19 protein-coding genes, 3 tRNA genes and 1 pseudogene are annotated in these 18,773 nt (G+C 72.8%); 13 read left to right on the forward strand and 10 right to left on the reverse strand.

The genetic code is table 11. From position 1 onward, the window contains the following. Positions 1-119 precede the first annotated feature (119 nt). Genes ACIBF8_RS08485 through ACIBF8_RS08500 form a run of 4 tightly spaced genes read left to right on the forward strand, consistent with a single transcriptional unit; the run spans position 120 to position 4,349 of the window. Positions 120-1,256, forward strand: coding sequence for an 8-amino-7-oxononanoate synthase (locus ACIBF8_RS08485; protein WP_396781690.1), 1,137 nt, complete (start codon positions 120-122; stop codon positions 1,254-1,256). Positions 1,257-1,311: 55 nt separating this feature from the next. After that, on the forward strand, positions 1,312-2,037 hold the full coding sequence (gene bioD, locus ACIBF8_RS08490) for a dethiobiotin synthase (protein WP_396781691.1): 726 nt from the start codon (positions 1,312-1,314) through the stop codon (positions 2,035-2,037). A 36-nt stretch (positions 2,038-2,073) separates the two neighbouring features. After that, positions 2,074-3,672 (forward strand): sensor histidine kinase, encoded by a 1,599-nt coding sequence (locus ACIBF8_RS08495; protein WP_396781692.1) that lies wholly within the window; start codon positions 2,074-2,076, stop codon positions 3,670-3,672. Further along, positions 3,672-4,349 carry a response regulator gene (locus ACIBF8_RS08500; protein ID WP_396781693.1) on the forward strand — a complete coding sequence of 226 codons (678 nt, stop codon included), beginning with the start codon at positions 3,672-3,674 and terminating at the stop codon, positions 4,347-4,349. Before ACIBF8_RS08495 ends, ACIBF8_RS08500 begins: the two co-directional genes overlap by 1 nt. A gap of 30 nt (positions 4,350-4,379) precedes the next feature. Here the strand turns inward: ACIBF8_RS08500 and ACIBF8_RS08505 are convergent, their stop codons facing one another. From ACIBF8_RS08505 to ACIBF8_RS08525, 5 genes are all read right to left on the reverse strand, one after another. Next, the gene (locus ACIBF8_RS08505; protein WP_396781694.1) at positions 4,380-5,150 is read right to left on the reverse strand and encodes an ABC transporter permease; all 771 of its coding nucleotides are present in this window, start codon (positions 5,148-5,150) and stop codon (positions 4,380-4,382) included. Beyond that, a complete protein-coding gene (locus ACIBF8_RS08510; protein WP_396781695.1) occupies positions 5,147-6,079 on the reverse strand; it encodes an ABC transporter ATP-binding protein in 933 nt (310 codons plus the stop codon). Before ACIBF8_RS08510 ends, ACIBF8_RS08505 begins: the two co-directional genes overlap by 4 nt. A gap of 88 nt (positions 6,080-6,167) precedes the next feature. Next, complete coding sequence (locus ACIBF8_RS08515) at positions 6,168-6,902, reverse strand: polysaccharide deacetylase family protein (RefSeq protein WP_396781696.1); 735 nt, start codon at positions 6,900-6,902, stop codon at positions 6,168-6,170. A 162-nt stretch (positions 6,903-7,064) separates the two neighbouring features. Then, positions 7,065-8,231: a cytochrome P450 gene (locus ACIBF8_RS08520; protein WP_396781697.1), complete on the reverse strand. Its 1,167-nt coding sequence runs from the start codon at positions 8,229-8,231 to the stop codon at positions 7,065-7,067. A gap of 9 nt (positions 8,232-8,240) precedes the next feature. Further along, complete coding sequence (locus tag ACIBF8_RS08525) at positions 8,241-8,909, reverse strand: class I SAM-dependent methyltransferase (protein WP_396781698.1); 669 nt, start codon at positions 8,907-8,909, stop codon at positions 8,241-8,243. Positions 8,910-9,059: 150 nt separating this feature from the next. On the opposite strand from ACIBF8_RS08525, the gene ACIBF8_RS08530 reads away from it, so the two are divergent. Both ACIBF8_RS08530 and ACIBF8_RS08535 read left to right on the forward strand, forming a co-directional pair. Continuing rightward, entirely contained in the window at positions 9,060-9,950 is an 891-nt protein-coding gene (locus ACIBF8_RS08530) for a hypothetical protein (protein WP_396781699.1), read from the forward strand. A gap of 146 nt (positions 9,951-10,096) precedes the next feature. Further along, positions 10,097-10,356: pseudogene (locus ACIBF8_RS08535) on the forward strand (alkane 1-monooxygenase); the annotation flags it as partial. 118 nt (positions 10,357-10,474) lie between these two features. Here the strand turns inward: ACIBF8_RS08535 and ACIBF8_RS08540 are convergent. Together ACIBF8_RS08540 and ACIBF8_RS08545 are read right to left on the reverse strand one after the other, a co-directional pair. Continuing rightward, on the reverse strand, positions 10,475-11,056 hold the full coding sequence (locus ACIBF8_RS08540) for a TIGR03086 family metal-binding protein (protein ID WP_396781700.1): 582 nt from the start codon (positions 11,054-11,056) through the stop codon (positions 10,475-10,477). A 50-nt stretch (positions 11,057-11,106) separates the two neighbouring features. Next, a complete protein-coding gene (locus tag ACIBF8_RS08545) occupies positions 11,107-11,709 on the reverse strand; it encodes a TetR/AcrR family transcriptional regulator (RefSeq protein WP_278138192.1) in 603 nt (200 codons plus the stop codon). A gap of 387 nt (positions 11,710-12,096) precedes the next feature. On the opposite strand from ACIBF8_RS08545, the gene ACIBF8_RS08550 reads away from it, so the two are divergent. The 3 genes from ACIBF8_RS08550 to ACIBF8_RS08560 all read left to right on the forward strand — a co-directional run bounded on the left by ACIBF8_RS08550 (position 12,097) and on the right by ACIBF8_RS08560 (position 12,362). After that, positions 12,097-12,169 (forward strand) — tRNA-Gly (locus tag ACIBF8_RS08550). Positions 12,170-12,203: 34 nt separating this feature from the next. Next, a tRNA-Cys gene (locus ACIBF8_RS08555) sits at positions 12,204-12,274 on the forward strand. Between the two features lie 13 nt (positions 12,275-12,287). Further along, positions 12,288-12,362: transfer RNA gene (locus ACIBF8_RS08560), tRNA-Val, on the forward strand. A gap of 76 nt (positions 12,363-12,438) precedes the next feature. On the opposite strand, the gene ACIBF8_RS08565 is transcribed toward ACIBF8_RS08560, so the two are convergent. Then, on the reverse strand, positions 12,439-12,960 hold the full coding sequence (locus ACIBF8_RS08565) for a winged helix-turn-helix domain-containing protein (protein ID WP_396781776.1): 522 nt from the start codon (positions 12,958-12,960) through the stop codon (positions 12,439-12,441). Between the two features lie 201 nt (positions 12,961-13,161). Beyond that, positions 13,162-13,974, reverse strand: a complete 813-nt coding sequence (locus tag ACIBF8_RS08570; protein ID WP_396781701.1) for a GNAT family N-acetyltransferase — start codon at positions 13,972-13,974, stop codon at positions 13,162-13,164. Between the two features lie 40 nt (positions 13,975-14,014). Between ACIBF8_RS08570 and ACIBF8_RS08575 the strand changes: the two genes are divergently transcribed. The 3 genes from ACIBF8_RS08575 to ACIBF8_RS08585 all read left to right on the forward strand — a co-directional run bounded on the left by ACIBF8_RS08575 (position 14,015) and on the right by ACIBF8_RS08585 (position 16,753). Continuing rightward, the gene (locus tag ACIBF8_RS08575; RefSeq protein WP_396781702.1) at positions 14,015-14,596 is read left to right on the forward strand and encodes a TetR/AcrR family transcriptional regulator; all 582 of its coding nucleotides are present in this window, start codon (positions 14,015-14,017) and stop codon (positions 14,594-14,596) included. A 77-nt stretch (positions 14,597-14,673) separates the two neighbouring features. Continuing rightward, positions 14,674-15,783, forward strand: a complete 1,110-nt coding sequence (locus ACIBF8_RS08580) for a Gfo/Idh/MocA family protein (RefSeq protein WP_396781703.1) — start codon at positions 14,674-14,676, stop codon at positions 15,781-15,783. A gap of 13 nt (positions 15,784-15,796) precedes the next feature. After that, positions 15,797-16,753 (forward strand): NADP-dependent oxidoreductase, encoded by a 957-nt coding sequence (locus tag ACIBF8_RS08585; RefSeq protein ID WP_396781704.1) that lies wholly within the window; start codon positions 15,797-15,799, stop codon positions 16,751-16,753. A gap of 52 nt (positions 16,754-16,805) precedes the next feature. Here ACIBF8_RS08585 and ACIBF8_RS08590 read toward each other — a convergent pair whose 3' ends face one another. Beyond that, positions 16,806-17,786 (reverse strand): helix-turn-helix domain-containing protein, encoded by a 981-nt coding sequence (locus ACIBF8_RS08590; RefSeq protein ID WP_396781705.1) that lies wholly within the window; start codon positions 17,784-17,786, stop codon positions 16,806-16,808. 70 nt (positions 17,787-17,856) lie between these two features. Here ACIBF8_RS08590 and ACIBF8_RS08595 point away from each other — a divergent pair, with 70 nt between their 5' ends. After that, complete coding sequence (locus ACIBF8_RS08595) at positions 17,857-18,672, forward strand: isocitrate lyase/phosphoenolpyruvate mutase family protein (RefSeq protein WP_396781706.1); 816 nt, start codon at positions 17,857-17,859, stop codon at positions 18,670-18,672. The last annotated feature ends 101 nt before the right edge of the window (positions 18,673-18,773 follow it).

The raw sequence follows: 18,773 nt of genomic DNA on the forward strand, positions 1-18,773 counted from the left end.
CCCTGGCAGTTGGTGGACAGCTCGCACCGAGTGGATTCGTCGGGCCGCTAGTGGCGGGTGGTAATTTCGCCCGGCGGGTGTCGGGCTGACCGGCACGCACAGCGGGGGGAGGGGTGACGGTGGCGGACTGGCTGGCGGCGCTCGACCGCCGCGCGCAGCTGCGGGCGAAGGCCGGGCTCACCCGCCGACTGCACCCGCGTCCCGCCGACGATCAGTTGACCGATCTGGCCGGCAACGACTATCTCGGCCTGGCCACCCACCCGGGGGTCACCGCCGCGGCCACGGCGGCACTGTCGGCGTACGGGCTGGGGGCGACCGGGTCACGCCTGGTGCGGGGCTCCACCGAGGCGCACCGGGCGCTGGAGGACGACCTGGCCCGATGGCTGGGCACCGACGGCGCGCTCGTCTTCTCCTCCGGCTATCTGGCCAACCTCGGTGCGCTGCGGGCACTCGTCCAACCTCGCACGCTGCTCGTCTCCGACGCGCACAACCACGCCTCCCTGATCGACGGCTGCCGCCTCTCCGGCGCCGAGACGGTGGTCACCCCGCACGCCGACGTGGACGCGGTCGCCGCCGCGCTCACCGCCGCTCCGGGTCGCCCGGCGGTGGTGGTGACGGAGTCGGTCTTCTCCGTCGACGGTGACCTCGCTCCGCTGGCTCGGCTGCACGCGGTGGCCCGCCGCCACGGCGCGCTGCTGCTGGTCGACGACGCGCACGCGGTCGGCCTGACCGGCCCGGCCGGGGCGGGCGCGGTCGCGGCTGCCGGGCTGGCCGGCGAACCGGACGTGGTGGTCACCGCTACCCTGTCCAAGGCGCTCGGTGGTGCGGGTGGCGTCGTCGCCGGCCCGGCCGAGTTCGTCCGGCACCTGATCGAGACCGGGCGCACGTTCATCTTCGACACGGCACTGCCGCCGGCGGTCGCCGCCGGCGTGCACGCCGCGCTGCGCCTCGCCCAGGCCGGCGACGACCTGCGCGCCGAACTGTCCGACCGGGTCGAGCTGGCGGTCGGTCGACTGCGGGCGGCTGGGCTGACCGTCTCCGCCCCGGACGCGGCGGTGATCTCGGTGACGGCCCCCGGGCCGGAGGCGGCGAGCGCCTGGGCGGCGGACTGCCGGGACCGGGGCGTCGCGGTGGGCTGTTTCCGGCCACCGTCCACCCCGGACAGCCGCTCCCGCCTGCGCCTCACGGTCAGCGCCGGGGTGCCCCGGGTGGCGTTCGAGCGGGCGCTGGACGTCATCGTGGACTGCGCCCCGTGAGCGCGAGGAGTGAGCCGGGTTTGCGAGCCCCGCAGTCGCGAACCGAGGTGGACCCATGACCGGGTGGGCGGGGCCGGTGTTGGTTACCGGGACCGACACCGAGGTCGGCAAGACGGTGGTGACCGCGGCGATCGCGGCCGCCGCGCAGGCCGCTGGGTTGCGGGTGGCGGTGGTCAAACCGGGTCAGACCGGTACGGCCGGTGGTGATCCTGGTGACGTGGACGTGGTGAACCGGTTGGCCGCGCCGTTGACCGGTCGGACCTTGGCCAGCTATCCGGATCCGCTCGCCCCGTTGGCCGCCGCGCGGGTCGCCGACCTGCCGCCGCTGGAGTTGTACACGGCGGTGGACGCGGTCCGTGCGGAGGCTGACAAGCACGACCTGGTGTTGATCGAGGGCGCGGGCGGGTTGCTGGTGCCGATGGGGCTGCGCCCGTCGGGGGAGGCGTGGACGATGGCCGACCTGGCGGTGTCGCTCGGCGCGCCCGCCGTGGTGGTCGCCCGCGCCGGGTTGGGCACGCTGAACCACACCGCGCTGACCCTGGAGGCGCTGGACCGTAGGGCGGTGCCGGCCGGGGTGGTGATCGGCGCGTGGCCGACCAGGCCGGAGTTGGTGCACTGGACGAATCTCACCGACCTGGTGCCGAATCTGCTCGGCGCGCTGCCTGCCGGCGCGGGCACGATGGACCCGGGGGTGTTCCGGCGCTCCGCGCCGGGTTGGCTCACTCCGGCGCTGCACGGCGTGCTCGACGACTGGCGGGTCTGGGCCGAGGAGAGCGGCTGAACACCTGACTTTCGTCGGTGTCCGGGCAGGTCGGGCGTGGGTAGCCTGACCGCCGTGCGGATCCTCGACTCCGCGCCGCCGGGTTGGCTGCACCGGCGGCGCCGCCTGTTGCTGGACGTGCTGCTCTGGGCGGTGGTGGCCGCGCCGGTCGGCTATGCCGGGGCCAGCCCGCCCTATCCGCGGTACGGGTTGCCGCTGCTGCTCGGCAAGTTGCTGCTGCTCGGTGTGGCGGTGGTGGCGAGTCGACGTCAGCCGTTGGTCGCCCTGGTGGTGGTGGTGCTCGGGTCGTTGGTCGATGGGAACTTCGTGTTCGCCATTCCGGTGTTCAGCTATCTCGCCGGCCGGCGCAGCGCCACCGCGGGACCGGTGATCATGGTCTTTCTGCTGATCGCGGCCGGTGGCACGGCGCTCAACCTGGGGCTGCTCGGCACCGGTGCGGCCACCTGGTTCCTGCTCGCCTCGGTGTTGCTCTTCGCCGCTGTTTTCCCCTGGTTGGTCGGCCGGTACCGCCGCCAGCAGCAGGAGTTGGCCGACGCGGGTCGTCGGCACGTCGACGCGTTGACCCGGGAGCAGCGGGGTGCCGCCGAGCGGATCCGGCTACGGGAGCGGGCCCGGATCGCCGGGGAGATGCACGACTCGCTCGGTCACGACCTCAGTCTCATCGCGGTGCGCGCCGCCGCCCTGGAGGTCGCCGCCGATCTGGACGACCGGCACCGGGCCGCGGCAGGCGAGTTGCGGGACAGCGTCTCCGCCGCCACCGAACGACTACACGAGATCATCGGGGTGCTTCGTGAGGAGGGTGGCGCGCCGCTGCGCCCGAGTGGGGAGACCGTCGCCGACCTGGTCGAGGGGGCCCGGGAGGCCGGCATGGCGGTACGGCTGGACGCCGTCCCGGCGGTCGCGCAGCTGCCGGCGATGACCGGCCACGCGGCCCACCGGATCGTCCGGGAGGCGCTGACCAACGCGGCCCGGTACGCCCCGGGCGCCCCGGTCGTCGTGCGCCTCAGCCGCGACGGTGACCGGGTTGAGGTGACCGTCGTCAACGACGCTCCGCCGGCCGGTCCGTTGCCCGCCCCGCCGTCGCAGGGCAGTGGGCTGCTCGCCCTCGCCGAGCGGGTCCGCCTCGCCGGTGGGACGCTCGACGCCGGCCACCGGGCCGAGGGCGGTTTCGCGGTACGGGCGGTGTTGCCGATCACCGCGCCGCCGTACGAGGCGGTCGGGTCGGCGGCCGAGGTGGTCGAGGGCGGGTCGGCGGTACGGTCGGACGAGTGGGCCGGCCCGGTGGAGCGGCCGGTGGATGCCGAGCGGCGGTTGCACGACGCCCGACGGCGGGTCCGGCGCAGTCTGCTCGTGGCGCTCGTGGCACCGGTCGGCTTCGCCCTGGCGCTCTCGCTCGTCTACTACCCGTTGGCCACCGCCGGGACGGTGCTGGACCGTGCCACCTTCGACCAGATGCGGGTCGGCGCGGCCCGGTCGGAGCTGGTCGGGCTGCCCCGGCGGCAGTTGGAAGCCCCGGCGGCGGGCGACCGGGCCGGCTGCGAGTACTACACCGACGGCAACTTCCCCCTGGCGGAGCCGACCTGGCGGCTCTGTTTCACCGATGGCCGGCTGGTCAGCAAGGAGTGGATCGCCTAGTGGACACCGACCCGACGGGGGCACCGCCGATCCGGGTGGTGCTGGCCGACGACGAGGCGATGATCCGGGCCGGCGTCCGGGCCATTCTCGCCAGCGATCCCGGCATCGAGGTGGTCGCCGAGGCCGGCGACGGGCACGCGGCGGTGGAGCTGGTCCGGGCCCACCGACCCCGGGTCGCGCTGCTGGACATCCGGATGCCGCGACTGGACGGGTTGGCGGCCGCCGCCGAGATCCGCCGGGTCGTGCCGGACACCGCGACGATCATGCTGACCACGTTTGGCGAGGACGACCACGTCGCCCGAGCACTCGGGCACGGCGCCAACGGTTTTCTGCTCAAGGCCGGCGACCCGCGTGAGCTGATCGCCGGTGTGCACGCGGTCGCCGGCGGTGGGGCGTACCTGTCGCCGAGGGTGGCCCGTCGGGTGATCGAGCTGGGGGCCGGGCGGCTGGCCCGCCGACCTGCCGCCCGGGACCGTACGGCCGGGTTGACCGAGCGGGAGCGGGAGGTGTTGGCCCTGGTCGGGGCGGGCCTCTCCAACGCCGAGATCGCCCGGCGGCTGCACCTCGTGGAGGGCACCGTGAAGAGCTACCTGACCAGCATCTTCACCCGGCTCGATGTGCGCAACCGGGTGCAGGCGGCGATCCTCGCGTACGAGGCGGGGCTGGTCGATGGCTGAGCGGGGGCCGGGCAGCCCCCGCTCAGCACGTCACGCGTCGCGGCGGCGCAGGGCGGCGCGGCCCAGCAGCAACGCGGCGCCGGCCCACCCGGCGAGCACGAGCAGCCCGACCAGGCTCGGGTACGGCTCGGTGTCGCCGGCCAGGAAGTGCCCGCCGGCCACGCCGGGGAACACGTCGGCGATCCGGTTCAGCACGTCGATGTCCGGCTCCTGTAGGGACAGCGGCACGATCATCAGGGTGGCGAGGAGCACGGTGAGCGTGAGCACCGCGCTGCGCAGCGCGGCGCCGAGGCCGAGGGCGAGCACGCCGACCAGCGCCAGGTAGGCCGCGACCGCCACGATGTCGCCGATCGTGTCGGCGGTCGGGGCGCTGCCCCACTCGCCGAGCACCGGCCGGGCGACCAGGGCGCCGACGCCGCCGAGCAGCAGCCCGAGCACGAAGGTGACCGCGCCGGCGACCGCGGCCTTGGCCAGCAGTACCCGGCCGCGGGACGGGGTGCACTGCAACGTCGTCCGGATGGTGCCGCCGGTGAACTCTGCGGTGATCGCGAGCAGGCCGAGCGCCAGCACCACGTACTGGGTCAGCTCGACCGAGTCGATCAGTACGCTGCCGACGGTGACGATGCCCCGGTCGTCGGCCGGGTCGTCGTTGGTGTTGCCGTTGGCAACGTAGATGGCCAGTTGGCCGGCGCTCGCTGCCATCACCAGCAGCCCCGCCAGTGCCGTCCACCAGGTGCTGCGCACCGAGGAGAGCTTGGTCCACTCGGCGGCCACGACGCCACCACGAGTGCTGGTGCTCATCGTGCCCCACCTCCGGTCGGGCCACCGGCGTACTCGACGCTGTCGGCGGTTAGTTCCATGAATGCCTGTTCCAACGACGCGGCGTGCGCGCTCAGCTCGTGCAGTCGTACCCCCAGCTCGTGCGCCAGGTCCCCGACCTGGTCCGCGGTGGCGCCGGTGACGGTGAGCTCGTTGCGGTCGGCCGCCTCGACGCTCGCGCCGACGGCGGTGAGGCGCGCGGCGAGGGCGGCCAGGCCGTCCGGGTGCGGGCTGCGGACCCGGACCGCCACCGTGCTGCGGGCAATCACCTCGCCGATCGGCGCGTCGGCGAGCAGTCGTCCCCGCCCGATCACCACGAGCTGGTCGGCGGTGAGCTGCATCTCGCTCATCAGGTGGCTGGAGACGAAGACCGTCCGCCCCTCGTCGGCCAGCGAGCGCATCAGCTGCCGCACCCAACGCACCCCGTCGGGGTCGAGGCCGTTCACCGGCTCGTCGAACATCAGCACCGGCGGGTCGCCGAGCAGCGCGCCGGCGATTCCGAGCCGTTGGCCCATGCCGAGGGAGAGCGTCCGCCCCGGCTTACCGGCGGCCCGTCCGTCCAACCCCACGGTGTCCAGCACCTCGTCGACCCGGCGGATCGGGATTCCGTTGCTGTGCGCCATGGCCCGCAGGTGCGCCCGGCCGGACCGGGCCGGGTGGATGGCCCGAGCGTCGAGCAGCGCGCCCACCGTGTGTAGCGGCCGGCGCAACTCCCGGTACGCGCGCCCGCCAACCAGGGCCTGCCCGGCGGTGGGACGGTCCAGCCCGAGGATCATCCGCATGGTGGTGGACTTGCCGGCGCCGTTGGGGCCGAGGAAGCCGGTGACCCGGCCGGGCGCGATGTCGACGGTCAGCGCGTCGACCGCGACGGTCGACCCGAACCGTTTCGTCAACCCACGTAATGTGATCATGCGCTGACGCTAGGCCGGGGGTGGTTGCCGCACCGCGCCCGAACGGCGGCGGGTGACCCTGACTTTCGTCAGGTCGGCGGCGACGCGGTCACCGGATGTAGTCGGTGAGCAGGGCTGGGGTGAGCCCCGCCCGGTGGATCGCCTTCAGGGCCGCGAGCAGGTCGTCCATCAGTGCCGGCCGGAAATGCATGAGCAGGACGTCGCCGGGGTGCACCACCTTCTCGGGAGTCTGATAGCGAACCTTGCCCTCGTGGACGGTCTCGGTCCAGTGCAGGACCGCCTTCGCGCCGCAGTCGTACGCGGCCTGCAACGTCGTGCTGTCGTATTCGCCGAACGGTGGGCGGAACAGCGTCGCCCGCGTGCCGAACAGCGCCTCCAGTTTGTCCGCCGCGCCACAGATCTCCTGCTTCTGGTAGGCGTACGACCGGCCGGCCAGGGAGGTGTGGTTGATCGTGTGGTTCTCGACCGTCCCGCCCGCGACCTGGATCTGCCGGAAGTAGTCGGTGTGCTCCGCCGCCGCCGGTGAGTTGAGGAACATCGTGACCGGGATGCGGGCCTGCCAGATGAAGTCGATCACCCCGGGCGGGCGGACCAGACCACCGTCGTCGATGGTGATGAAGGCGACCTTCTGCTCGGTCGGCAGGCGGTGCCAGAACGCCGCCGTGCCGGTGGTGGGCAGCGGCACCGGTTGCGGGAGTGGCGCCTCGGGGAAGGCCGGCACCTGGGACACGTACCAGGCCAGGCTCTTGAACGCGGGTTTCGCCGTCGCGGACGGCGACGGCGAGGGGGCCGGCGGCGGGGTGGACGCAATCGGCTGGGCCACGGTGATCCGTCGCGCGTGGGCCGGGTGGGCCGGACCGACTGCGCAGCCAGTCAACACCAGCAGGGCCAGAAGCGTTACGACGGCAGGGATCCGACGGGCGGGGGTGGCTGACACGCCCGGCAACATACCGAGCGGCTGTCTGGATCCGGTCAGCCCGGTGCCCTACGCGCAGCGGCGGACCACGAACGCGTCCGGCATCCGGAAGGTGAGATTGTCCGGGCACCAGGGCGGGCGGACCACGGTCACCGCGTCCAGCAGCGGTGCGGTTTCGGCCACCACCACGGCCGCCTCCATCCGGGCCAGTACGTCGCCGACGCAGCGGTGCGCGCCCGCTCCGAATGCCAGGTGCCGGCGCGATCCACGCTGGCCTGGACGGAACTCGTCGGGCGACTCCACGACCTCGGGGTCCCGGCCGGCGCGACCCAGCCACAGCACGAGGCTGCTGCCCGCCGGCACCTCCGTCTCGCCCAGCGTGCTGTCCCTCGCCGCCACCCGCCGCCAGGTGACGATCGGTGGTTCCAGTCGCAGTCCCTCCTCCACCACGTCGGCCACCGCGGTCTCGCCGGTGCGCAGGCCGGCCCGTACCGCCGGCTCACCGGCCAGGCGGTGCAGCAGCAGGGTGAGGAACTGCGAGGTGGTCTCCTGCCCGGCGACCAGCAGGAAGAAGAGCGCGCCGACCACCACGTCCGGCGAATGCCCGGCCGCCCGCAACTCGGCGGCCAGCCCGCCACCGGTGGCCGCGAAGTCGCGCAGGACGCGGTGGAACCGGCCCACCTCGGCGGCGAGCGCCAGCTGCCGGTCGGCGTCCAGCGGTGCCCAGAACAGCTCCAACGCGGCGCGGGCGAACTCCTTGACCGCGCCGACCGGGGCGTCCGGCAACTCGACCAGCCGGGCCAGCACCAGCAGCGGCAGGTCGGCGGCGAGCTCGGCGTACAGGTCGACCGGCTCGCCGGCGTCGAGCGCGGCACCGATCCGGGCGACCCGCTCCCGGACCAGCGCGGTGAGCCAGGGCCGCTGCGCGGCGACCCGGGCGGGGTGCAATGCGTCCGCGACGATCGCCCGGATCTGCGGGTGGCTGGCGTTCGAGTTGTTCGCCAGGGTCGGCGGCAGCCGGAACCGGTGCTCGGCGAGCACCCGCAGCGCGGTCACCGGCATCGGTGTCACCGCGTCCAGCGCGTTGTCCGGCCGGTAGGTGACCGGGTCGGCGAGGACCTGGCGGACCAGCGCGTGCCGGGTGACGAGCAGGTGGATGCCGCCGACGTGGTCCGGCACCCGGGCCACGTCCGGCCATGCGGGGTCGGCCACCTGCGCCCAGCTGCGGAACAGCACCCGGACACGCTAGCCGGCGGCCCCTGGCAGCCCGGCCCGCAGTCGCCAGACGGTGGTGCGCTTCACCCGCACGCTCTCCAGTGCCTCCGGCACCGGCACGTCGTACGCGGCCATCTCGTCGAAGCGGTCTCGGGGCAGGAACGCCCGGCCGGGGTCACCGACGAACGCCGGTGCGCCGGCCCTGGTGGCGCGCAACAGGAACCGCAGGACCCGACGGGCCATCGCCTCGCTGTAGAAGACGTCTCCGGCGAGTACCACCTCGGCGTCCCCGGCGTCGCCGTCGAGGATGTCACCGAACTCGGCGTCGACGCGTACCCCGTTTGCCTCGGCATTGAGGGCGACCGCCGCTACCGCCAGCTCGTCCACCTCGACGGCCCGCACGGACGCCGCGCCGGCGCGGGCCGCGGCGATGGCCACCAGGCCGGAGCCGGAGGCGAGGTCGAGCACCCGGCGGCCGGCGACCAGCTCCGGGTGGTCGGTCACGTAGCGGGCGAGCGCCTGCCCACCGGCCCAGGCAAACGCCCAGAACGGCGGCGGCCGGTCACTGGAGAACTCGCCCTCGGTCAGCTCCCACAGCCCGATCGGCTCGTCCGCCTGGTGCAACCGCACCTCGGGAACGAAGGGGACCGGGGCCAGCCGGGCGTGCAGCCGGACGAACGTGCTGGAGAGCTCGGACACCGCGTGATTCTCCCAGCGGCCCGACTGCCGGCGTGTCGCGGGGGAGTGGTGACCGGTTCATCACGGTCGGTGAAAACCCACCCTGTGCTTGCCGTCCGGTGCGAACACACCCGTCTGTTCGGCCCGGTGTCCCGCTTCTAGCGTTGCGGGGTGGAGGCGACCGAACGGAGGGCGGCGGTGGTGACGGTGTGGCGGTATGCGCTGAGGGCAGGGGTGGTGCTGGCCTGTCTGAGCGGGGTGGAGCTGGCGGTGGCCGCCCCGGCACAGGCGGCCTTCACCACCGAGATGAGCGGCCTGCCCGGGCGGTTCACCGCTGGCGAGCAGGTGCGGACCATCTCCGCGGTGGTCTCCCAGACGGATCGGCGCGGCGGCTGCGCGAAGGTGCGTTGGTCGATGGTGCTCAGCGTGCAGGGCATCCGACTCGACCAGGTGAAGATGGACCGGGTGGAGGAGAACGGCGACTTTCCGCTGGAGATCCGTACCGAGGGTGACGTGGCCCGGTTGACCGACCGGCAGCTCGACCCGGGCACGCTCTGCCCGGGCCGCACGGTCACGGCCCGCTACCGGGTGGCCTTCGCCGAGGATGTCACCGGGGGGCGGGTCACGCTCGCCGCCGAGGCGTACGACGCCAACCTGCGCCTGCTGGCCCGGCAGACCGCCAGCCGCTCGGTGGTGGGGCTGGGCGGCGTCCCGACCGCTACGCCGGAGCCGACGGCGACGCCGCCGAAACCCACCGAATCCGCGAGTGCGCCGGCCGAGGACGAGAACACGGCCGCGGAGGAGCCGGTCGTGGACACCCCGGCCGATGCCGCGCCCCCGGCGGCCAATCGCCCGGTCTCGCAGTCCGGCAGCTTCGGCCTCGTCCAGGCCGCGTTCCTGCTCGGCGGGCTGCTGCTCTTCCTCGGGGTGGGGCTGCTGCTGCGGTTGCGGCAGCTGACCCGGGCCGCGGCCGGGGACGCGGACGAGGCCGCCGACCCGGCGGTGGACCGGCGCTGGGAACGTCCGGCCGCCGCCGACCCCTGGCGTCGGGCGCACCGCTGATCGATTGCCGTGGGGGCCGGCGGAGAGCCGCCGGCCCCCACGGTGTCACTCCGAGAACGCCTGGAACTCGGCGATCCTGACCTGGCTCCGGGCCGGGCTGGCGCTCAACTTTACAAAACAAGCACTCTTGTAAAAGAAGGTCGACCCCGGCGCACTGGAACAGCGACCGTACGGTCACCAACGTCTTCTCTTCCAGCTCCAGCGGCACAGCGACCATCACGCCAACCCGTTGCGCCGCTACCAGACGCTGCGCAGCTTCGACACCGCACCGCAGCTACCTGCCGGTTACGCCACGATGGTGGCCGTCGCGCTGGTGCCGCCCCGGTGGCATCGGGTGATGGACCATCGGGTGCTCGCCCACTACGGCGGCGACCGGACGCGGGCCAACGTGCACCGCCGAGCCTGACCGTCGCGCCGCGGTCAGTCGCTTGGCACGCTGCGCGTGGTCAGTCGCTTGGCACGCTGCGCGTGGTCAGTCGCTTGGCACGCTGCGCGTGGTCAGTCGCTTGGCACGCTGCGCGTGGTCAGTCGCTCGGCGCCCAGTCGGGGTCGCGGCCGAACGCCGCCAGCAGGTGATCCTGTTCGTCGGCGTCGTCGGACACCCGTACCCGGGTCTGAACCAGGTTGTTGCGCTGGTAGTCGTCGATCTGGTCGGCGAACCACTGGGCGGCGGCGTGCACCGCGTCCGGGTCGAGCCGTGGCTGGGCGCCGATCGCCACCGCCACGTCCCAACCGTGGATGAGGTGTTCGGCGAGGAGTTGTCGGAGGTATTCGGTGGCCGGGATCTCGCCGCTGGAGAGGTGCACGGTGCGGTCGATCGTGCCGGGGTGGGTGGCGGCGATCTCGGCCTGCGCGGCGGCCTCCCGCGCTGTCGCGATCGGGTCGGCGCCGAGCTGGTCACCGTCGAGCCGGTCGCCGACCTCGTCGATGGTCCGGCCGGCCAGCAGCGGAACGCTCCACCGGTCCTCGGTCACCACGTGGTTGACCAGCGTGCGGACGTCCCAGTCCGAGCAGGGGGTCGGGTCGGACCACTGGCCGGGCTCGATCTGGTCCACCCGGTCGACGAATTCGGCCAGGCTCCGGCGGTACGCCTCCAGGAGATCCATGCTGCCGATTGTTGCGGTCGGTGGGGCGGGACGAGTCCGTTTTGCCGGGCTCAGTCCAGGTCGGCCGGGTCCAGACCGAGCTCTCGGGCGGTGACCAGCCGGACCCATTCGCCGAACTGACGGCGAGAGATCACCCGGTCGTGCACGGCGAGTTGGACGGCGAGGCCGTCCATCACGGCGCTGATCCGCCAGGCGGCCCCGTCCGGGTCGGCGCACTGGAAGGTGCCGTCGGCCACGCCGGCGGAGATCACCGCAGCCAGGTCCTGCCGCCAGCGCAGGTCGAGCCGGCGGGAGACCTTCTCCAATTCGGGGGTACGCAGCGATTCGGACCATCCGTCGATCCACATCGACCAGGAGGTCGCCCGTCCGGCCGGGGTGTAGAGCTTGAGGATCCGGCGGAGCTTGGTCAGCGGCGGGGCCGAGGAGCGGGTGACCGCGTCCAGTCGGGCCAGGTCCTGCTCGACCGCGTACGCGAAAGCCTGTGCGAGCAACCGCTCCTTGGTGGCGAAGTGGTAGAAAACCAACGCCTGACTCACGCCCGCGGCGTTCGCCACGTCCGCCGTCCGGGTGTTGGCCAGACCGCGCTCCACGATCACGTCGCAGGCGGTGCGCAGCAGGGCATCCAGGCGGATCTCGGCCGCACGTCTCGTCACGACCGTTACCGTAGCCCATCCGACTGAACACGAACAGTTACCACCACGCGCCGATCCCGGCTGTGACAGTCGGAAGCCGGACACTTCCTCCGGGTGTCGTCGGTCGTTCCACAGGGAGCGTTCGTCGAGGTCCGCCGCCACCTGTGCCGGCGCGCAGGGGTGGGCCGGTGAGCATGCGACGCGATGATGACGATCATTGCCTGGTGATGTCGGAGTGTGACCGTCGGTGGCGGCCGGGACACCAGGCCATCCCCCTAGGAAGCCTGTCGGTCGTGGCCATGGTCCGACCCGTGGTGGGGCGGGACGCGCCGAGACGACCCCGAGTTGGCAGTCAAACACCCACTCGGCTAAAGTTCTCATCCGTCACCCGGGAACGTCCGGGGGCGTGCGGACGTAGCGCAGCTGGTAGCGCATCACCTTGCCAAGGTGAGGGTCGCGGGTTCGAATCCCGTCGTCCGCTCGGAGCTGCCGCCACGCATGACGGGGGCAACCTCGGTGGGGTGGCCGAGAGGCGAGGCAACGGCCTGCAAAGCCGTGTACGCGGGTTCAAATCCCGTCCCCACCTCGGCAACAAGCACGGGCGATTGGCGCAGTGGGAGCGCGCTTCCTTGACACGGAAGAGGTCACTGGTTCAAACCCAGTATCGCCCACCAGAGGACAACGGCTCGTTACCGGATCACCCGGTGACGAGCCGTTTCGCTGTGTCGTGGAGGCCACGCCCGGGGGCGGTCAGTCGACGCTGAGCCGGTAGCCGATCCCGCGCACGGTGTGCACGCGCAGGGTGTCGTCGGCGGCGCGCAGTTTGCGACGTAACCGCTTCACCGCCGAGTGCAGGATCGACGTGTCGCCGAGGTACGCGCAGCCCCAGACCGACTCGAAGAGCCGCTCGTACGTCCAGACGCCGACCGGTGCGGTGGCGAGGTGGGTGAGCAGGTTGCGTTCGAGGCGGGTGAGGGCCAGCGGTTGGCCGCGCCACGTCACCAGATGGTCGAGCGGGTCGATCGTGAGGTCGCCGAGGCTGATCCGGCCGGCCATGCCAGCTGCCGGAGCGGCCACGCCAGCGGCCGAAGTGGTTGTGGTTGTGGCGGTGGTGGTCGTGGCGGTGGTGAGCCGCGCCGGCTCGCTGGTGACCGGTCGGCCGATCATCGCCTGCAACTCGGCGAGGTCGGTGCAGATCACCAGGGTGCCGAGGCCGTCCAGGCGCCGGACCATCCGCTCGCGCACCGACACGTCAGCGCTCACGCAGAACACGAGGGACACATCGTCGACCACCGTTCTCCTTCCCCAGGTGCCACAGGAAAGACAACGCTGTCTGGCGGCCGTAGTCAATGGTTTCCGTCGGTCGGTCACGCCGTGAAGCGCGCGGTTTTGCTGAAGCCGGGTTTTTGCCTCGCGCGAATACCGCGTTTTCACCGAAGCCGCGTCGATCAATCGGCCGGCGGCGCCGCTGGGTCAGAACGTCAGGATGTGGAACTCGCCCACCGGTCGGAAGCCGAGGCGGCGGTAGACCGACTCGCCGATGGCCGACGAGGTGAGAGCGGCGCTACGGGCGCCCCACTGGCCGGCCAGATCGAGAGCGGCCCTGGTCATGGCCGCGCCGATGCCCCGTTGACGCTGCTCGGGCTGCGTACCGACGAAATAGAGCGTGACCAGGCCGTGGCTGATCCACGCCACGGCCGTTGCGACGACCTGGCCGTCGTCGAGGCGGCCGGCCAGCCGGATCACCGTGCCGTCGCCGCTGAACGCCTTCTCCCGTTCGATCGTCGCCGCCACCCCCTCCGCCGGGATTCCGGACACCCGGGCGTAGGCCGGGACGAACGTGTCGAGGTCGGTGGTCTCGGCGATGTGCACACCGGCGGGGGTCGGCACGTCGGCCGTCGCCCCGATCCCCACCGTCATGATCGGCATGCGGGCGACCTGCACCGCGCCGAGGGCGACCAGGCCGTCCGCGGTGCCGGCGTCGCTGTCCGGGCCGACCCACCAGATGCGCGGTACGCCGTGCAGGCGCTGCCGAGCCTCGGCGAGCGCATCCTGCGGTGTGCGCCCGGCCACGCGCAGCACGCCGTTGAGGGGCGCGTGCGGCACGTCGCTGCGGTAGGTCGGGAGGTCCGGACCGCCGGCGGCCCCGATGTTCCATCCGAGCAGGTACGCCCGGTGCGCGGCCAGCACCGTGTCCAGTGATTCCATGATCTGGAGCGTAACGCGGGCCTCGGCACCCTTGTCGGGCAGCGGAAACGGCTCGATGCGTCGGCTGTGATCGGCCATACTTTGTCGATCGTTCCAGAAATCGGGTAGCGTCTCCGGCATGGCCCGCACCCGTGAGTTCGATCTCGACGCCGCGGTCCTCGCTGCCATGAACGTTTTCCGCAGCAAGGGCTACGAGGGCACCTCCATGCGTGACCTCTCCGAAGCGACCGGTTTGGGCAGCGGCTCGATCTACGCCGCGTTCGGCAGCAAGGACGGGCTCTACCTGGCGGTGCTCGACCTGTACCGGCAGCGCTACGCCGCACCCATGGTTGATCTGCTGCGGTCGGGCAACGAGGCGCGAGCGGTCATCCGCGAGGTGTTCATCAGCGCGGTGGACGACATCACCGGCGACGGCCGGCACCTCGCCTGCCTCATCGTCGGGGCCTCCATGGAACGGGCTCACCAGGATGTGCGGGTCGCCGAACGGCTCCGCTCGACCACCCAGTCCCTGGAGTTGGCGCTCTACGACCTGCTCGCCGAGGCGCAGTTGCGGGGCCAGATCAGCACCGACCGCAGCGCCGCCGACCTGGCCGGCTTCCTGGTGACCAGCCTCCAGGGTCTGCGGGTGATGGGCGCCATCAACCCGGACCGGGCGGCGCTGACGCGGTACGCCGAGGTCGCACTCACCTGCCTGGACTGACCGCCGGACGACTGGTCGGTCCGTCGTCCAACGGCCGTGCACTGTTCCGATTTATTCTGTTTTGAGGAGATAGGGCCATGCCCAAAATCGGCGTCGGCATCATTGGCGCGAGCACCAGCGGATGGGCTTCCATCGCACACGTGCCCGCCATCGCCGCGACACCCGAGTTCGTCCTGCGCGCGGTGAGCACCTCCCGGCCGAGCAGCGCCGAGGCCGCAGCGGCCAGGTACGGCGTGCCCGCCTACCACGACCACCGCGACCTGATCCGCCATCCCGGCGTCGACCTCGTCGTCGTGGCGGTGAAGGTGACCGAGCACTTCAAGCTCATCTCCGCGGCCTTGGACGCGGGCAAGATGGTCTACAGCGAGTGGCCGCTCGGCAATGGCCTGACCGAGGCACAACAGCTGGCAGACCGGGCGGCGAAGGCGGGCGTCCGCACCGTGGTCGGGCTCCAGGGACGGTACGCCCCCGAGGTCCGGTATGCCCGGGAGCTGATCCGCGACGGGTACGTCGGCAAGGTGCTCGGCACCACGATGGTCGGTTCGGGGATGGTCTGGGGTGGTGAGGTCGCCGAGCCCAGCCAGGCGTACTGGTTCGACAACGCCAACGGCGCCTCTCCGCTCACCTCGGCCGCCCTGCACGCCCTCGACCCGTTGCACTTCGTCCTCGGTGAGTTCGACTCGGTGGCCGCGAACCTCGTCGTCGGCCGCAAGCAGGCGATGGTCGCGGCGGACGGCAGCACCATCCCGGTCACCGTGCCGGACCAGGTCGCGGTGATCGGCACCCTCGACGGCGGCGCGGCGGCGTCCATCTTCTACCGGGGCGGGGTGTCCCGTGGGGACAACTTCCGGTGGGAGATCAACGGCAGCGAGGGCGATCTGGTGCTGACCGCCGACTGGGGCAACATGCAGGTCGCCGGACTCACGTTGGCCGGAGGCAGGGGCACGGACAACGCCGTCCAGCCACTGGAGGTGCCGGCGTCCTACCTGGACGGTGTGCCTGCCGAGCTGAGTCGTTCCGCGGCCGGGGGTGTGGCGCGGCTCTACCGGCAGCTCGCCCGGGAATTGGCCGACGGCAGCCGGACCGTCCCCGACTTCGCGCACGCCCTCGGTCGGCACCGGCTTATCGACGCCATCGAGCGGGCCTCCGCCACCGGCATGACCCAGCCCCTGGCCCGACCCGAATGACGAGGAGCCGAGAATGAGAGCGGTCGGACTACTGCGCTACGGCGGGCCGGAGGTGCTGCGTGTGGTCGAGCTCCCGACCCCGCACGCCGGCCCTGGTGAGGTCCGCATCCGGGTACGCGCGGCGGTGGTCAACCCTGCGGACACCCTGATCCGAGCCGGTATGACGCCGGTGCGAATCCGCGGCACCGACCCGCTGCTGCCCGGCCTGGACATCGCCGGCACGATCGACGAGGTGGGCTCCGGGGGCAGTGGTGCGCTCACCCCGGGTGACCCGGTGATGGCCATGGTCAATCCGACCCGGGCGGCCGGAGGTGGGTACGCCGAGTGGGTCGTGCTTCCGGAGACCTGGGTGGTGCCCGCGCCGGCGGGCGTGTCACCCGCCGAGGCGGCCACGCTGCCGATGAACGGGTTGACCGCCCTGCATGCCCTGGACCAGTTGCGGCTGTCGCCCTGCAGCACTCTTGCGGTGACCGGCGCGGCCGGCGCCGTCGGCGGGTACGCGGTCCAGCTCGCCAAGGCCGCCGGTCACCGGGTGCTGGCCGACGCGGCGCCCGGTGACGTCGACCTGGTCGCCGCGCTCGGTGCCGACGTGACGGTGACCCGAGGCCCGGGTGTCGCCGACCGTTTCCGGGAGCAGGCCCCGGACGGGGTGGACGCCGCTGTCGACGCCGCGGTGATCGGCGGCGCGCTGCTGCCGGCGGTCCGCGACGGTGGCGCCGTGGCGCTGTTGCGCGGTGGGCCCGATCCGGTGCTTCGGGCGCAGGCCGACCAGCGGAGGATCGACATGGTGTCCGCGTACGTGCACGAGTACGACGGGCGCCGCGACAAGCTCGATCTTCTTCGGCAGCTTGCCGAGGAGGGTGCGTTGAACCTCCGTGTCGCCGGCCGGTTCCCACCGGAGGAGGCGGCCCGCGCGCACCAGCTCCTGGAAGCCGGAGGGGTACGCGGACGGCTGGTCATCGAGTTCTGATTCCGTCGGCTGCACCACCGGTGCATGCTCAACCGCTCGCCTGCGGCGACGGCTACGCGGTAGCGGAGAGCAGCGCCTCGGCGAGGTCGGTGCGGGCGCTGAGCAGCGTCCGGCCCCGCCGATGGGTCACCACCAGACCGGCTGCGCGTAGCGCGGTGAGGTGTTGGGAGACCCCGGCGGGGGACATCTCGCTGCGCCGGGCCAGCTCGGTGGTGCTGATCGGCGAGCTCAGCTCGCTGAGCAGCCGGGCCCGCCCGCGACCGAGCACGGCGGCCAGCGCCTCCGGGACGCCGTTCGGACGCTCCCAGACGGTGCCGAGCCCACGGGCCGGATAGGCGAGTTGTGGCGCGTCCCCGGCGGACACGCTCAGCACCGACGGCCAGACGAAGACCGACGGGACCAACACGAGCCCCGGCCCATCCGTGACATCCGGAGCGAGGCAGTGCCGTTGGGCCACGAGCAGGGTGTCGTCCTCCCACCGGACCTGCCGGTGCAGGTCGTTGAGGAGCACCGCCGCGCCGTCCTCGGCGAGGATGCGGGCGCGGGCGCCGACATCCGCGTCGAGCAGCAGCCGCAGCCGGGGCCAGTGCGGGGCCAGGGCGATCTGCCAGTACGCCTCGATCTCCCCGGTCAGCCGGCGTAGCCCGCTCGGCGGGTCGGCGTACAGGGCGGCGAGCGCTGGCGTGCGCTCGCCCGGGTACAGGTCCAGGTGCGCGCGGACGGTGCTGGCGGGGGTGGCGCGCAGTGCGGCCAGTTCGGCGGCCAGGTCCGGGGTGAGACCGGTGGGTGGCGGGGTGAGGAAATCGACCAGATAGCCGTGCGAGGCCGGCACGAGCTGCCAGAGCAGCCCGCCGTCCGGGCCGACCAACCCGGCGTCGACCAGTGGTGGACGGGCCCGGCGCACCCAGGGCAGGTGCACGGCGTGATCCCCCGGGTCGCGCAGCACCCGGACGCTCGCGACGACCTCCCACAGGCAGGAGACGGCGAACCGGATGCGGGCGACGGCCCCCGCCGACAGGCTGATGGCGACCACGACACCCCCGGTGGATTCAGCTGGGACTGAAACATTACCGCTGGGCTCGGGGCCGCCGGAGACTTGCCGAGTGAGCGAACACCACACCCGAGCTGAACTGTTCCGATCCCTGCACACCCCCGGGTCGCCGCTGATCCTGGTCAACGCCTGGGACGCCGCGAGCGCCCGGATCGTGGCGGCGGCCGGCGTCCGTGCGGTGGCCACCACCAGCGCCGGCGTCGCGTGGAGCCTGGGCGCATCCGACGGCGACGTCCTCGGCCGGGACGCGGCCGTCGACCTGGTCGGCCGGATCACCGCCGCCGTGTCACTGCCGGTCACCGCGGACATCGAGTCCGGGTACGGGGCGACCCCGGCGGAGGTCGGCGTGACCATCCGAGCGGTGCTCGACGCCGGGGTCGTCGGTGTGAACATCGAAGACGCCCGACGGGAGGGCGGCTCGCCGTTGCGGGACGTGTCCGACCAATGCGACCGCATCGGCGCGGTCCGGGGCGCGGCCGACGCGGCGGGCCTGCCGCTCTTCGTCAACGCCCGGATCGACACGTTCCTCACCGGCGCCGGGGACGTCGACGAGACGGTGACGCGGGCCGCTGCCTATCTCGCCGCCGGCGCGGACGGCATCTTCGTGCCCGGGGTGGTCGACCCGGAGACCATCCGAGCGCTGGTGCAGGCGGTGCCGGCGCCGCTGAACGTGCTGGCTGGGCCGGGCGCGCCGGCGGTGCAGGAGTTGGCCCGGCTGGGGGTGGCCCGGGTGAGCCTCGGCTCCTCGGTCGCCGAGGCCGCCTACACCGTTGCCCGCCGCGCGGCGGATGAGGCCCTCGGCGCGGGCACGTACGGCGCGCTGGCGGACGCCCTCGACTACGGCACGCTCAACGCGCTGATGCGCTGACCGGTGCGGACCGCGCCGGCACTCGCGCGCTGTGCCGGGCTGCGCCGACGCTCGGCGGCGGCGCGTCCTGCGGCGCGCGGCGTCACGGGTGCGACGGGCCG

The organism is Micromonospora sp. NPDC050276, assembly GCF_044459545.1.
In the GTDB taxonomy this organism is placed as follows: Bacteria; Actinomycetota; Actinomycetes; order Mycobacteriales; family Micromonosporaceae; genus Micromonospora.

Excerpts from the sequence above, each read along its gene's own strand:
- ACIBF8_RS08540 (WP_396781700.1), bottom strand. The coding sequence starts at position 11,056 with ATGGATCTCCTGGAGGCGTACCGCCGGAGCCTGGCCGAATTCGTCGAC.
- ACIBF8_RS08580 (WP_396781703.1), top strand. The coding sequence starts at position 14,674 with ATGCCCAAAATCGGCGTCGGCATCATTGGCGCGAGCACCAGCGGATGG.
- bioD (WP_396781691.1), top strand. The coding sequence starts at position 1,312 with ATGACCGGGTGGGCGGGGCCGGTGTTGGTTACCGGGACCGACACCGAG.
- ACIBF8_RS08575 (WP_396781702.1), top strand. The coding sequence starts at position 14,015 with ATGGCCCGCACCCGTGAGTTCGATCTCGACGCCGCGGTCCTCGCTGCC.
- ACIBF8_RS08505 (WP_396781694.1), bottom strand. The coding sequence starts at position 5,150 with ATGAGCACCAGCACTCGTGGTGGCGTCGTGGCCGCCGAGTGGACCAAG.
- ACIBF8_RS08585 (WP_396781704.1), top strand. The coding sequence starts at position 15,797 with ATGAGAGCGGTCGGACTACTGCGCTACGGCGGGCCGGAGGTGCTGCGT.
- ACIBF8_RS08510 (WP_396781695.1), bottom strand. The coding sequence starts at position 6,079 with ATGATCACATTACGTGGGTTGACGAAACGGTTCGGGTCGACCGTCGCG.
- ACIBF8_RS08570 (WP_396781701.1), bottom strand. The coding sequence starts at position 13,974 with ATGGCCGATCACAGCCGACGCATCGAGCCGTTTCCGCTGCCCGACAAG.